The sequence below is a fragment of the Bradyrhizobium sp. STM 3843 genome (genome assembly GCF_000239815.1).
GTDB lineage: Bacteria > Pseudomonadota > Alphaproteobacteria > Rhizobiales > Xanthobacteraceae > Bradyrhizobium.
Window position 1 is genome coordinate 1 of sequence record NZ_CAFK01000083.1, and the last position, 13,330, is coordinate 13,330.

11 protein-coding genes and 1 tRNA gene are annotated in these 13,330 nt (G+C 62.5%); 5 read left to right on the top strand and 7 right to left on the bottom strand.

The annotated features are described in order from the left end of the window. Nucleotides 1-120: 120 nt before the first annotated feature. The 4 genes from BRAS3843_RS11070 to BRAS3843_RS11085 all read right to left on the bottom strand — a co-directional run bounded on the left by BRAS3843_RS11070 (nucleotide 121) and on the right by BRAS3843_RS11085 (nucleotide 4,401). The gene (locus BRAS3843_RS11070) at nucleotides 121-1,161 is read right to left on the bottom strand and encodes a DNA polymerase III subunit delta' (RefSeq protein WP_008968954.1); all 1,041 of its coding nucleotides are present in this window, start codon (nucleotides 1,159-1,161) and stop codon (nucleotides 121-123) included. After that, nucleotides 1,158-1,841, bottom strand: a complete 684-nt coding sequence (tmk, locus tag BRAS3843_RS11075; protein ID WP_008968955.1) for a dTMP kinase — start codon at nucleotides 1,839-1,841, stop codon at nucleotides 1,158-1,160. Before tmk ends, BRAS3843_RS11070 begins: the two co-directional genes overlap by 4 nt. 2 nt (nucleotides 1,842-1,843) lie before the next feature. Further along, a complete protein-coding gene (locus BRAS3843_RS11080; RefSeq protein WP_035981410.1) occupies nucleotides 1,844-3,103 on the bottom strand; it encodes a D-alanyl-D-alanine carboxypeptidase family protein in 1,260 nt (419 codons plus the stop codon). Between the two features lie 398 nt (nucleotides 3,104-3,501). Next, nucleotides 3,502-4,401: a septal ring lytic transglycosylase RlpA family protein gene (locus tag BRAS3843_RS11085; RefSeq protein ID WP_050886414.1), complete on the bottom strand. Its 900-nt coding sequence runs from the start codon at nucleotides 4,399-4,401 to the stop codon at nucleotides 3,502-3,504. Between the two features lie 1,719 nt (nucleotides 4,402-6,120). Here BRAS3843_RS11085 and BRAS3843_RS11090 point away from each other — a divergent pair. Continuing rightward, nucleotides 6,121-7,887 (top strand): radical SAM protein, encoded by a 1,767-nt coding sequence (locus BRAS3843_RS11090; RefSeq protein ID WP_008968961.1) that lies wholly within the window; start codon nucleotides 6,121-6,123, stop codon nucleotides 7,885-7,887. A gap of 532 nt (nucleotides 7,888-8,419) precedes the next feature. On the opposite strand, the gene BRAS3843_RS11100 is transcribed toward BRAS3843_RS11090, so the two are convergent. The 3 genes from BRAS3843_RS11100 to BRAS3843_RS11110 form a co-directional block, all read right to left on the bottom strand. After that, nucleotides 8,420-8,509, bottom strand: a tRNA-Ser gene (locus tag BRAS3843_RS11100). A gap of 68 nt (nucleotides 8,510-8,577) precedes the next feature. Next, a complete protein-coding gene (locus tag BRAS3843_RS11105; protein WP_035981413.1) occupies nucleotides 8,578-9,747 on the bottom strand; it encodes a site-specific integrase in 1,170 nt (389 codons plus the stop codon). After that, nucleotides 9,744-10,394, bottom strand: coding sequence for a hypothetical protein (locus BRAS3843_RS11110; RefSeq protein WP_008968964.1), 651 nt, complete (start codon nucleotides 10,392-10,394; stop codon nucleotides 9,744-9,746). The genes BRAS3843_RS11105 and BRAS3843_RS11110 overlap by 4 nt, the downstream gene beginning before the upstream one ends. 118 nt (nucleotides 10,395-10,512) lie before the next feature. Between BRAS3843_RS11110 and BRAS3843_RS11115 the strand changes: the two genes are divergently transcribed. The 4 genes from BRAS3843_RS11115 to BRAS3843_RS38845 are packed head-to-tail and all read left to right on the top strand — an operon-like array spanning nucleotide 10,513 to nucleotide 13,314. Further along, nucleotides 10,513-10,770: a hypothetical protein gene (locus tag BRAS3843_RS11115; RefSeq protein ID WP_008968965.1), complete on the top strand. Its 258-nt coding sequence runs from the start codon at nucleotides 10,513-10,515 to the stop codon at nucleotides 10,768-10,770. Nucleotides 10,771-10,784: 14 nt separating this feature from the next. Further along, nucleotides 10,785-11,171: a transcriptional coactivator p15/PC4 family protein gene (locus BRAS3843_RS39565; RefSeq protein ID WP_175361105.1), complete on the top strand. Its 387-nt coding sequence runs from the start codon at nucleotides 10,785-10,787 to the stop codon at nucleotides 11,169-11,171. Next, nucleotides 11,168-12,052, top strand: coding sequence for a toprim domain-containing protein (locus tag BRAS3843_RS11125; protein ID WP_008968967.1), 885 nt, complete (start codon nucleotides 11,168-11,170; stop codon nucleotides 12,050-12,052). The genes BRAS3843_RS39565 and BRAS3843_RS11125 overlap by 4 nt, the downstream gene beginning before the upstream one ends. Continuing rightward, complete coding sequence (locus BRAS3843_RS38845) at nucleotides 12,049-13,314, top strand: AAA family ATPase (RefSeq protein ID WP_008968968.1); 1,266 nt, start codon at nucleotides 12,049-12,051, stop codon at nucleotides 13,312-13,314. Before BRAS3843_RS11125 ends, BRAS3843_RS38845 begins: the two co-directional genes overlap by 4 nt. The last annotated feature ends 16 nt before the right edge of the window (nucleotides 13,315-13,330 follow it).

Here is a 13,330-nt window from a genome sequence, read left to right on the forward strand (position 1 = left end):
CGGCCTTGGCCTTCTTCGAGCCCTTCTTGACAGTTTTCTTGCTGGCCTTCGCCACGGCAAATTCCCTTCAAACGACGTCGGACGGATGATCTCGGGATGGGCGCCCGGACACTAGCGCGGCTACCGCGTGGCTTCAGCGAGCATCCCGAACACCGAGAAAACCAGCGGTTTTCGCTCCAGATTATAGGATTCGGTGTCGCGCGCGGCGCGAACGATCTTTTCCCATACCTCGGCGAGCCGTGCAAGGCGGGGCAGATTGGCGTTAGGATCGGGTCCACGCAGCCGCGCGGCCACCCAACGCTCGATCGTATCGATGAAGCTCGCAAGCGCGACGCGGTCGCTGGTGCCGAGCGCGTCACCCAAGGCATGCAGCTCGTTCGGATCGAGGTGCGGCAGGGTCGCAAGCAGCGCCGCGGTGCGGGTCTGCAGCTGTAGCGCATCACCACCCAGCAAAGCGAGCGCGCGGGACACGCTGCCTTCGGATGCAGCCGCGGCCTCGATCAGCGCGGGATCGGCCGGGTCGGTCGCTGTGGCCTCAGCGACAGCTCGGATCACATCTTGAGTCGCGAGCGGACGCAGGCTCAGCCTCCGGCAGCGCGACTTGATGGTGGCGAGCACCCGCGCCGGGGCGTGGCTGACCAGGAGAAACAGCGAGCGCTGCGGCGGCTCCTCGAGGATCTTCAAGAGCGCATTGGCGGCATTGGGATTGAGCTCGTCGACGGTGTCGACGATGCAGACCCGCCAGCCCTCGGCGGCAGCGGTCGAGCCGAAGAAGCTGATCGTCTCGCGTGTCTCGTCGACGGTAATGACGGTGCGCAGCACGCCCTTGTCGTTGGCGGAGCGCTCGAGTGTCAGCAACCCACCATGGGCGCCGGCGGCGATGCGGCGCGCGGTCTGGTCAGTCGGATCAACGAACAGCGTATCGGCTCCGCGCACTGCGGGCGCGCCCGAATCGCCATGCGCGAGCACGAAGCGGGCCATCCGATAGGCCAGCGTCGCCTTGCCGATGCCAGGAGGACCTCCGATCAGCCATGCGTGAGCGATGCGGCCGCTGCGGTAGGCCGCAAGCAAGGCCGCCTCCGCCTCGCGATGCCCGATCAGGACCGACGTCTCGCGCGGATGGCGGACCGCGATCTCGGTTTCGGTCTTGCGCGCGCTCATGGTTGTCCCACGGTGGCGGGCGTGAACAGATGCATGCGAACCGTATCCCAGACAGCATCAGCGACCCGGTCCGGCTCGACAGTGGCGTCGATCAACACGCAGCGCTTGGGATCATCGGCTGCGATCTTGCGATAGGCCTCGCGCAGGCCCTGGTGGAATTTGATGTCTTCGCTCTCGAACCGGTCGGGTGCGTCACTGCCGCGCCGGACGGCGGCCCGTTGCATCCCGACCTCGACGGGCACATCGAGGATGATGGTCAGGTCCGGCTTGAGATCGCCGATCGTCACCCGTTGCATGGCATTCAGGACATCGGGGGCGACCTTGCCGAGACTGCCCTGATAGGCGCGGGTCGAATCGAAGAATCGATCGCAGAGCACCCAGCTGCCCTGGTTCAGCGCCGGCAGGATCACGTTGCGGACATGATCGTCGCGGGCGGCGGCGAACAGCAGAGTTTCGGCCTCGGCGCCGAGCAGCTTGCCAATCCCCGACAGGACCAGATGCCGCATGATCTCTGCACCCGCGGAGCCGCCGGGCTCACGGGTCGAGAGATTGCGCACGCCAGCCGCCTCAAGACGTTTGGCCAACATCTTGATCTGGGTGGATTTTCCGGCGCCTTCGCCGCCTTCGAAAGTGACGAATTTGCCGCGGCCGGGGCCGCGTTGCACTTGAACATCGCCCATTGCTAGAGCTTCTCGACGCCAGCGCGGAACAAACCGATCACGAGCTCGCCGACGCCATCGATTGCGCGCCGCATGGTCGATCCCTTCGCAATCGGCTCAGCGGCATAGATCGGGCTTTCCACCGCGATATTGGGTCCCCGCCATACCCTGACAACCCCGACGCGCTGCCCCTGCTCGATCGGCGCCCGAACCGGACCGCTATAGACGATCCGGGCGATCAGCTTGTCGCTGCCGTTCTTCTGCACCATGACCTTGATCGGCTCCGGGCTCGACAGTTTGACGGAGCGGCTTTCGCCGCCGAACACCCGGGCGTAGCCGATCGGCTGGTCGGCTGCAAAGAGGGTGCGGGTTTCGAAATTGCGAAACCCCCATTCCAGCATCTTCTTGGCTTCGGTGGCGCGGTCCTCGGGATCCTCGAGCCCATTGACGACCACGATCAGCCTCGTGCCGTTCTGCATCGCAGAGCCGACCATGCCGTAGCCGCCCTCCTTGGTGTAGCCGGTCTTCAGTCCGTCCGCGCCCTCCATCGCGTTCAAGAGCGGATTGCGGTTCTGCTGGCGAATCTTGTTCCAGGTGAACTCCTTCTCGCCGAACAGCTTGTAGAACTCCGGATAGTCCAGGATGATGTGGCGCGCGAGCATCCCAAGCTCGCGCACGGTCATCTTGTTGCCGGGGTCGGGCAGCCCGTTGGCATTGGCGAAGGTGGATTTGGCGAGGCCAAGCTCGCGGGCGCGCTTGGTCATGAAATCGGCGGCGAAGATCTTCTCGTTGCCGGCCATGCCCTCGGCCAGCGCGATGCAGGCATCATTGCCGCTCTGGATGATGGCGCCGTGCAGGAGATCGTCGACCGAGACCTTGCTGTTCAAGGCCGCGAACATCGTCGAGGTGCCCGAGGGGGCCCCACCCCTGCGCCAGGCGTTCTCGCTGATCCGGTACTCATCCGTCAGCTTGACCGTGCCGTCCTTCACGGCGTGGAACACCACTTCCGCCGTCATCAGCTTCATCATGCTCGAGGGGGCGCGGAGCTCGTCGGCATTCTTCTCAAACAGGACGCTGCCGCTGGTGGCTTCGATCAGAATCGCGGTCGGGGCATCGCCTTCGAAGCCGCCCTCCTCCTTGCGCGCGCCTTGCACGCTCTGGTTGGCGGCCTGGAGCACACCGCTCCAACCGATGATGAGGGCAGCCGCGACCGCAGCCAGTGCACGCCAGGGGCGCCCGGAAAATGGAACGGACGGACGGAATGGTAACATTTTCAGTGCCATCGGCGGGGCCCCGGAGCAAATGGCGTTCTAACAGCTGGCCACAGCGCGAACAACATCGCCAGCCCTTCCGTCCTCGGCGCTCCCCAACCATCCGGGCGCTCAGAGCAGAAGGTGCCGAAGCGGGACATGGCTGCATCGATCCCGCACTGCGTGAACCTTTTGCGGAATGCTGCGACACACTATCGCTGGGGATATTTCAGGGCCCAGTATTCGTCGCAGCGTTGCCTTGAGAACATATTCCTCACGGCAACGCTGTTGCTTTTTGGGAATTCAACCTTAAATATGCGTGATCAGTCGGCGCCTTTGGCCCTGAATCCCCGGTACGCCGACTGAGGAAACCCCGCGTCCAGCCCCGCGGGGTTTTCTTTTGCCGGCTTGGAGCCCGGCCTGACGGTCGCTTAATAGAGCCCGCGACCGCTGAGAATGTCGCGCGCCTCCTGCGCACCGTTGTCCGGTGCGTAGGCCGAGGCCCGGCTCGTGCCGCTCACATAGCCGCCGTCCTGATCATAGCTTACGGCACGTGGATTCTCGAGCACGCGTCCGCGTGAGCGGCTCGATGCCGACAGCTCCGAACTGCCCCCCGCCGAGGCCGCATCCGCCGCCGAGTTACCGAGCGTGTACGGCCGCTCCTCTGGCATCGGAATTTCGCCGCGGACCGAACGTCCGGCGCCGCCGATCTCCGGCACGAACGGCCGCGCCGAGGCGACCCGTACCAGGGAGGGCGCAGGCGCCGGGATTCCGGTGCGCAAGGTCGCCATCAGCTGCACGTCGTCGGAGCCTTCGAGCGGCGCGCGGCCGACATATTCGACCCGCACCTTGGCCACGCCGTGGTTCTTGAACTCAAGAAGCTCGGCGGCCTTGTTGGAGACGTCGATCAGGCGGTTGTCGTGATACGGGCCGCGATCATTGACCCGAACGATCAGCGACTTGCCGTTGGCCAGATTGGTGACGCGGGCATAGCACGGCATCGGCAAGGTCGGGTGAGCCGCGGTCAGCGAAGCCATGTCGAACACTTCGCCGTTGGCGGTGAGCCGGCCGTGGAAATCGTCTCCATACCAGGAGGCCAGCCCTTCGGCTCGGTAGTTCACGTCCTCTTCCGGCACGTAGACACGACCGCCCACGGTATATGGCTTGCCGACCCGGTAGACCCCGCCCCCCTTGGGCACGGGTTCTCCGAACGCGACCACGCGCGGGCTAGATGACACGCCGTATTTCGGGTCGACGCGGCTGGCGAATTTGTTCGACGAGGCGCAATTTGCAACCGTCAGGCACGCGAGAACCGCGACAGCGCCGCGCACTGCTCTCTCGCCCGGATATGTCCGACGAAACTCCATTGACCCCGAATACCGTCCCGCCGGCGACCGCTGCGGGCAGCGATACCGGACTACTTCCCCGAGTCGCGTCCCACCGCGACCCAATGCATAAGGATAACGCAACCCGAACACGGCGGAAATGGGGTGGGCTCGGGCTTGGTTAACCAAGCCTTGCGCCCTATGCGTCCGCCTGGATGGACCGCTCGCGCCTCCCGCGAGGCCATCCTGTGTTTCCACTGCTTCCTTTATGTCACATCTGTTGCGGTGAATCCTCAGTCGGTCCTCATCTCATTTTGCGGGACTAAATCCTTTTGACTGTGCGGGGCCCCCCGTCGTTTGGTTCTCGCGGGGGCGCAGAAGGACCTCTTGCGATGATCGAAGCAATCACAGCAGTCATGGGTTTGGTCGGCGCCGGGATTTTCCTGGCTCATGCGTTCGAAGGCGTGCGCTCCCGGGCCTGACGTCCGGCGCCTATGCGCCGCGACGTCCATCCCTTGGGCATGCCGCCGGGCGACAGGCCCGGGATGAGTTGAAGCTTAATTTCACGACCCGGCTTTTCCGAAAGTTTTAACCGGTTCGGACAAGCATCAAGCGCAGGAGGTGATCCATGCGCCATCAAGACAAGGTTTCGGGCGGCTTCCTCGCCCTGACGGCCGTCAGCCTCGCGGTTCTGTGCTCCAGCCTGATCGCGTTTGCGTTGACTTGAAGCGTTGATTCGAAACGGGTCGCGGCCGCACCGATGCGGACGCCGACATGATGATCGAACAGGCGTGCCGAACACACAGATCGGCCCCCGCTGCACAGATAGATGAGGTCGACAGTCGGATGATCTCGGCAGCCCTTTGTCCTGGGGTGGCTGCGAAGGTCGTTTCAGGAATCGGTTTGTTGCTGATCTGGTACGGCCTCGGAGGACTTGCTCCGGCCTACGCTCAGGACTTGGCCATCGCACCCTGCACGCGGAATACTCCTCCAGGAGCCGCTTGCGCCTGCAATCCCGGAGTGATGCGAGGACGACAGCATATGGGTGCGCCAGGCTGGCATCTCGACGAGCGACAGCACGTGATCAAAGATGGCTGGCACGCGACTTATTACAAGGGCACACACAACGCCGTCTGTTCTCGAGATCAGTGACATCGGCCTCGCCGAACGAAGCCACCTCGCGATCTCACCAGCTCAACCAGCTGCCCAAACAGCCATGTGACGACTGTGCGGTCTGTAATCTCCAGCCGCTCCGCTTGCCATTCATATTAGTGCAACAGCGGCAATCCCCCCCTTTTAGGCCGCCCTCGCCCGTATCGGCGCGATGGCTTCGACGCTCTCCCTGAACTCCCCACCCCACAGCCATCGCCGGATCAGAACTCATCGCGACGGCGCGAGCCGGAGTGCCACGGCATCGCATCGGAATTCCGATCAGCTCATTCGTCGTAATGAACTGAAACGAACGGATACCATTCTCTCACGCTGTGGCCTCATTCAACGCATTCTATCGCACACAGCGACGAGCAGCAGAACGCACGGTCCTATTAGTTGAAATCAAATAAACTCAATGGTCCTGACGTTTTACCGTGGTTCCATTCGGAACAACCTCGCCGGCCGCCGCGAACGTCGCAGGCGTGCCGCAAAGTTGATCGGCCGGCAATCAAGCGCGCTTGGCGTCAATCGGGACAAGCCGTACGCTGATCTCTTACTCATGGGATCACGCTCATGAGCTTACGCAAGACTTTTCGGCTGGTTCTGATCAAGCCGTCGCATTACGACGATGACGGCTACGTTATCCGGTGGTGGCGCGGCGGCCTGCCTTCGAATTCGTTGGCATGTCTCTATGGCATTGCGATGGATTGCCGCGAGCGCCAGGTTCTCGGCGCGGACGTCGACATCAGCATCGAAGCCATCGACGAGACCAATTGGCGGGTGCGAGTCGAGGATCTCGCGTGCACGATCAAAGCGGCGGAGGCCGGCATGGTGATGCTGGTCGGCGTGCAGTCCAACCAGTTTCCGAGGTCACTCGATCTCGCCAGGCAGTTTCGCCGCCGTGGCGTCGCGGTCGCCGTCGGCGGCTTCCATGTGTCCGGCACGCTCGCGATGCTGCCGGAGCGCGATCGAAGCCTTCAGGAGATGCTCGACCTCGGCGTTTCCGTGTTCGCTGGCGAAGCCGAAGGCCGGCTGGACGAGGTCTTGCGCGACGCGGCGGCCGGTCGGCTGCAACCCATCTACAATTTCCTTGACGACCTCCCGCATCTGGAAGACCGGCCGCTGCCGATCATTCCCCATCAGCAGATCGCGCGGGTGATCGGTCACACCACGAGCTTCGATGCCGGCCGCGGCTGTCCCTTCCAGTGCTCGTTCTGCACCATCATCAATGTGCAGGGTCGCAAATCGCGCCGCCGCTCCGCCGACGACATCGAGGCGTTGATCCGTGCCAATGTCGCGCAGGGCATCTCGGCCTTCTTCATCACCGACGACAATTTTGCCCGCAACCGCGACTGGGAAGCCCTGCTCGACCGAATCATCGACCTTCGCGAAAGGGAAGGTTGGGATTTGCGCTTCACGATCCAGGTCGACACGCTGTGTCACAAGCTGCCTGGTTTCATCGAGAAATGCGCGCGCGCCGGCGTCAGGCGCTGCTTCATCGGCCTTGAGAATATCAACCCGGACAGTCTTGCCGGCGCCAAGAAGCGGCAGAACAAGATCACCGATTATCGCGAGATGATGCTGGCGTGGAAGCAGGCCAGGATCATCACCGTCGGCGGCTATATCCTCGGCTTTCCGAACGATACGCCGGCGTCGATCGTCCGTGATATCAGGATCATCCAGCACGAGCTGCCGATCGACATGCTGGAATTTTTCCTTCTGACTCCGCTGCCCGGTTCGGAAGATCACAAGATGCTGCATGCGAAGGGCGTTCCGATGGATCCGGACCTCAACAAATACGATCTGGATCACGTCACGGTTGCGCACCCCGCAATGTCCAAAGCGGAATGGGAGCGCGCTTATGAGCTCGCCTGGCAGACCTATTACAGCTGGGAGCACATCGAGACGCTGATGCGGCGCGCCGCGGCGACCGGCAACAACATCAGCCGGATCGTCAACTACGCTCTCTATTTCAAGGGCTATCATCCGATCGAGCATGTGCATCCGCTCGAGGGCGGTGTCTTGCGGCTGAAGAGCCGGCACGAGCGCCGCCCGTCTCTGCCGGTCGAACCGGCCTGGTTGTTCTATCCGCGCTATGTTGCCGAGACGGCGGTCAAGGCGGTCCGCTGGGCCACGCTCGCCATCCGGCTTCAGCGGCTGGCGCGCAAGGTCAAGGCGGATCCGCAGCGGCTCGCTTACGTCGACCAGGCGCTGGCGCCGCTTGGGAACGAGACCGAGAAGCTGGAACTGTTCAAGACCAGATCGAGCGAGGCCTTTCTCGCGCAGCGGCGGCATGTCGAGGCGGCGCAGAAGCCGAAAGAGCGCGCGCCGTCGCCTTGACCGCATCCGCGCGTGATCAGCGAAGCTTGCGACAAGGCTGGCGGGAGAGGAGTCCTGTCAACTCCCTTGAAATCTCAGGATTATTGCCAATCTAAGGTAGCGCAGCCATGGTTTCGGCTACGGCTCTCCGATCGAGGCCGTCGCTTCGACAAGTTCCGAATTGTGATTCTTGAGTGCCCTTTGTTCAGCGAAGCGGGGCACAGATGAGATTGCTCCGAGAATGGCGACATCCGCTCGCTTGGTTCAACAGAGCGCCGTGCCAGGGCGCCAGCGCTGAGGAATGGCAGCCCGTCGTCAGGCTTGGCACGTTCGCCCGGCTTCAAATGCGCAAGCGCGGGCCGGATGGCCGATGGACTTATCGAGAGCCGACCGAGGCTGAGGTCCAGGAGTATCTTAAGAATGAGGCTTGGTGAGCGCGGTGCTTCTCGCTCCAATTGTTTCAGTGCTTTTCAATGTAGGCCTGTGCGCACTGCTCGAAGATCTAGGCCTTCTCTACGATCTCGGGCCGCCTTCTTCTCCTCAAACGAAACAGTGGCGGAAGGGGTGGGATTCGAACCCACGGTACCCTTGCGGGCACGCCGGTTTTCAAGACCGGTGCCTTAAACCACTCGGCCACCCTTCCAAACGTTGATTTCGCTTAGCTTTTTCGTCTACCACGGAGAACAGACCGCGGACTCAGCTACCGGATTGCTACCCAACGTCGTCGGGTTTCTTTATGGCCGCTCGCAGCGCTCCGTCAACTGCCGCCGCTGCCTCGCCCTGCATATTCGGCATTAGATGGCTGTAGATGTCCATCGTAATCGCGATCGAGGAGTGCCCCAGCCGCTCTTGGACAACCTTCGGATGGACCTTGGCCGCGAGCATGTGGCTCGCGTGGCTATGCCGCAGACCGTGCAGCGTAACGCCCCATTGGTCGAGGAAAGCCGACATGACGTGCGTCAGGCTCCGCGGCTGCAGCGGGGAGCCGTCCGCCTGTGTCACGACATGCCAGCCGTCGTCGGCCCGGACGCCAAGCCTAAGCAGCTCCTGAGCCTGTGCGAGGCGCCAGCGGCGCAACTCCTCAACAGCCAGCGCCGGCAACGCCACCGTGCGCGCTTTGCCGCTCTTGGCTTCCTTCTCGCGAATCGCGCCCGCGTCGGTCTGCTCAGTCGAGGCGACGACCGCCAGCTGCGCGTTTTCCAGGTCGACCGCCCTCCAGCGCAACGCCGTGATCTCGCCGCGCCTAAGACCGCAGAGTGTTGCCAGCACCAGCGGAATGAACAGCCGGCGATCGCGTGCGGCATCGAACACTGCGGCCGCGGTCGCCGCGTCGATTGTGGCAACCGCCTTGCGCTCGATCTTGGGCCGGTCCCGCTTCTCGAGCAATGCGGCGGGATTGCGGGCTATCAGGCGCCAGCGTTCCGCCTGGCCTAAAGCCGAAAACAAGACCCGGTGTATGTGGTGAACAGTGCGCGGCGACAACCCGCCTTTCCCGTCGCGCCGACCACTCTGCAGTGCTTGGCTGTACGCCTCGCTGATTTCGATCGGCTGAAGCTTGGTGAGGATCTTGGCGCCGAGCAGAGGAACGATGTTTTTGCGTGCAATCTGCTCGTAGCGCTCATGCGTCCGCGGCGAGACGTTCGGTTTGATATGCTTTAGCCACCTATCCAGGAATTGCGCCACCGTCGTCTTGGCCGGCTCGACATATTCCCCCTTCGCCATGTCAGCGATCAGCAGAGCGCATCGCTGCTGCGCCTCCCGCCTACCCTTGCATTCGTCCAGCTTGTGCCACTTCCGCCGACGCTCGCCCGTGGCTGGATCGCGGACGTCTATGACGGCATACCAGTGGCCCTTACCACGCTCGCGAACGTGCCCCTTCATGACGCAGTCCTTTTTTCGCGATAATTGAATTTGCTCCTGCACGTGTCTGAGCAGAATTCCGAGCCGACACGTCTCACATGATCACCTCGACCGCCGATTTCGAACCATTCGCCGCAGTTCTTGCACTCTCCGATATCGCGGCCGCTGGTGATCGATTGCGCAAGCTGCAAACGCATCGCGTCCCAAAGCACACGCGGCCGGATTGCGAGCCGGCCGTCCGGCATCAACTGCACGCTTGCCTCTGTGATCGTGGCGCCAGTATCAGGCAGCGCGCCATGCTGCTTGGCTCGTCGAAGACCATCGATCGAATCGCGCATGGTTTGCGCGCGATCTCGCCAGAGACTAAGCGGCTCACTCGCACCATCTTCCGCATAGGTTTGAAGAAGGCCAAACCCTAGAGCGAACGTTCTACAGGCTTCAGCAAATTGCGCCGCCGGCTTGTCGGCAAGTCGAGCAAAACGCAGATGCAAACTGCCGTTTTCGAGTGGCCATCGTTCGAATTGCGCAGACCCGACCTGCACAATCGAGGGCTCCTTCATTTGCGCAAATGGATCGAGACGAGACACCAGCGGGTCGGGATTTTCGATCTTGTAAGCGGACCCCACGGGCCACTTGAAATCAATCTGGATCCTGGAGGTCTTCGCCACTATCGCCTCTTTTCGGAAATTTGACGGATATAACGGTTATATCCGAATGCAGATAGAATTCAAGATTCCTGGGCGTAGGTTGTCCACCGCAGGTTGATCCAACCGAAGCGAGGACAATATGGACGGCGAAGTCGTTCTACCGCCTACAGTTTCTCTGCTGGTCTATGCCAAGGCTGCGCTCGATCTGGGTGAAGTCGCGGCCTATGCGGCGGCCGCCGAGAAGCGCATCCCCACCATCCGCGTCGGTAAATTCATCCGGGTGGCGCCTCGCGTGGCGCTTGCCCAGCTCGCCGGCGGTGATCCTGAGACGCTGCGACTGCTCACTCGCGACTTCGCGGCAAAGCTGAAGGCGCTCGACGCCAACAAGGCGGCTTGATCATGGGCCGCCGGATGAACTGGCAAGCGGCACACGACCGCGACCGCGTCGCGCAGCGTGGCAGCGAGGCCATGGCCGGGACGCCTCGGCCCGGCCGAAAGACGACGCGCCGCGCTCCGCCGCGCGAGTGCCCAGTCAGCGAAAGCGAGCCGATCGAGATCGCCAAGATGTGGCGTGACCGACGCGGCAACGCCCTCGTGTTTAGCCTGAAGAGCTATGAGGGCCGCCCATTTTTCGATGCGCGGCTGTTCTTCACCGACTCGGACGGTCGGTTGAAGCCAACCGCGAAGGGCATCACGGCGGCGCCGCGCCAGCTGCCCGAAATCGCGAAAGCCATTGCGAAGGCGATGGAGAAAGCAGCTGAGCTCGGCTTGATCGACGAGGCGGAGGGCGGCGAATGAGTTCATCGCCCCCATCGAGGTCCGCAGCCGAGATCCTGCACGGCTACAACATTGCCACGGAGTCGAGCGCGATAGGTCGCTACTACGCGACGTGTCCGCGATGCTCCCACAAGCGGAAGAAAGCGCACCAAAAACTCAAATGCCTCGGCATCACCATTGACCACGAGGGTGTGCAGTTTGGCTGCAATCACTGTGATTGGACAGGCGGGCACTTCTATCGTGAGAGCGGCGCCTATCGGTCGACGCTCGTCGACTCGGCCAAGATCGAGGAAGTCAAACGCCGTAAGCAGGAGGAAGCGGACGACCGCCTGAAAGTGGCGCTCAGCCTTTGGCGCCGGCGGCTGCCGAGCGATCCCATCGTTGAGCGCTATTTGGCTGTGCGCGGCTACACCGGCCCCATCCCGGCAACGATCGGCTTCCTGCCGGCAGCCGGTAGGCACCCTCCCGCGATGATTGCCGCATTCGGCATGGCCCGAGAATCCGCGCCAGGTGTGATCGTGATCGACGACAGCGAGGTGCGCGGCGTACATCTGACGAAACTCAAACCAGATGGCTCCGGCAAGGCAGGCACCGAGAACGACAAGATCATGATCGGATCCTCGTCCGGCTATCCGATCGTGCTTGCCCCCGTTAATGACTTGCTAGGCCTTTCAATCGCCGAAGGCATTGAGGACGCGCTGAGCCTGCATCAGGCCACGGGGCTTGGCGCATGGGCCGCCGGCAGCGCAAATCGACTACCAGCGCTGGCCGAGCGCATCCCCTCTTATGTCGAGATTGTGTCTATCGCGGCGGACAACGATGATGTCGGCCTCAGATACGCTAACGAACTTGGGAGAATTGTCCTCCGTTCTCGCGAGTGCCGCATCCTGGTGCCGGCATGAAGCACGACGCCAACAGCATCCTCCGGGAGCGGGGACCGGCCGCGTTGCGTGCGGTTTTCGATGCGGCTCCTGCTTTACGGGGGCCTGCGGACGAGCCGCCGCCGCATGATCATGTCCCGGATTATGCAGACGATCGCAACAGGATCGAGGACCCAGAACTATTGGCCGGCTGCGACCCGAGCCACGCCGCAACCGCGCGGCCAGGATCACACGCTCGTATCAAGACCGTCGATTTCCTCACGCTGCTCACAGAGCACGTGGTCGAGGAACCAGATTTCATCGAGCCCAACTTTGCTGGGCCAGGCCAATTTGTGCTGATCGCTGGTCCGCCCAAGGCGCAGAAGAGCTTTCTGCTACAGGAGGTGTTGGTTTCAAGCGCGATCGGCGCGTCTTTCCTACTGAACACGTTCAGCATTGCGAGACCGCTGCGTGTGTTTTGGCTCCAAGCCGAGATGAACCGCAAGCTGCTGCGCAAGCGGGCCCGCGAGTTTAGCGACTTGACTGCCGAAGAACGCGCGCTGGTCGGGCGCAACCTCGTCATCTCCGAACGCTTTCGGATGCTGCTGACCGACGACGGCGTGCGCCATACGGTCGAGACCATCAAACACTCGTTCCCAGCTGACCCGCCCGACATCATCGCCATCGACCCTCTCGCAAACGTCTTCGATGGCGAGAGCGAAAACAACAACACCGAGCTTCTCAAGTTTTTGACAACGCGCGTAGAGGCCATTCGGCAGCAGGTCAATCCAAACGCCGTAATCGTCATGGTCCACCACTCCGCCAAGCGTCCGGCCGATGAGCTCGCTCGAGATCCGTTCTCCACTATCCGCGGCGCTGGCGCGCTCAGAGGCTACTACGACTCTGCCATTGTCATTTTCCGGCCGAGCGAAGACGCCAAGACGCGAAAGATCCATTTCGAACTCCGCGGCGGCGAGGCACCTGACCCGATGTCCGTGGTGTTTTCCCGCGGCCGCTTCCGTGACGCATCGGGTGGAAGCGCCACGATCGACAAGGCCATGGCGCGCAAGATGCTGACGGACCTGAAAGCCGCCTGGGACGCATTGAAGCCATGGTCAGGAAGCCCGCAGGCCAAGCCGGAAGGTCGCTATGCAGTCTACAACCTGTCCAAGGAATACGGCGTCAAGGCCACTGAGGTGCAGTCACTGATCAACGAGTGGGTCAGGCTCAAGATCATCACTCACCGCGAACGTGTCACCCGCAAGCATCCGGCCGGATACGAGGTAACGGGTATCCTAGATTGACGTGCACAGCAAGCAC

Excerpts from the sequence above, each read along its gene's own strand:
- BRAS3843_RS11070 (WP_008968954.1), bottom strand. The coding sequence starts at position 1,161 with ATGAGCGCGCGCAAGACCGAAACCGAGATCGCGGTCCGCCATCCGCGC.
- tmk (WP_008968955.1), bottom strand. The coding sequence starts at position 1,841 with ATGGGCGATGTTCAAGTGCAACGCGGCCCCGGCCGCGGCAAATTCGTC.
- BRAS3843_RS11080 (WP_035981410.1), bottom strand. The coding sequence starts at position 3,103 with ATGGCACTGAAAATGTTACCATTCCGTCCGTCCGTTCCATTTTCCGGG.
- BRAS3843_RS11090 (WP_008968961.1), top strand. The coding sequence starts at position 6,121 with ATGAGCTTACGCAAGACTTTTCGGCTGGTTCTGATCAAGCCGTCGCAT.
- BRAS3843_RS11105 (WP_035981413.1), bottom strand. The coding sequence starts at position 9,747 with ATGAAGGGGCACGTTCGCGAGCGTGGTAAGGGCCACTGGTATGCCGTC.
- BRAS3843_RS11115 (WP_008968965.1), top strand. The coding sequence starts at position 10,513 with ATGGACGGCGAAGTCGTTCTACCGCCTACAGTTTCTCTGCTGGTCTAT.
- BRAS3843_RS39565 (WP_175361105.1), top strand. The coding sequence starts at position 10,785 with ATGAACTGGCAAGCGGCACACGACCGCGACCGCGTCGCGCAGCGTGGC.
- BRAS3843_RS11125 (WP_008968967.1), top strand. The coding sequence starts at position 11,168 with ATGAGTTCATCGCCCCCATCGAGGTCCGCAGCCGAGATCCTGCACGGC.
- BRAS3843_RS38845 (WP_008968968.1), top strand. The coding sequence starts at position 12,049 with ATGAAGCACGACGCCAACAGCATCCTCCGGGAGCGGGGACCGGCCGCG.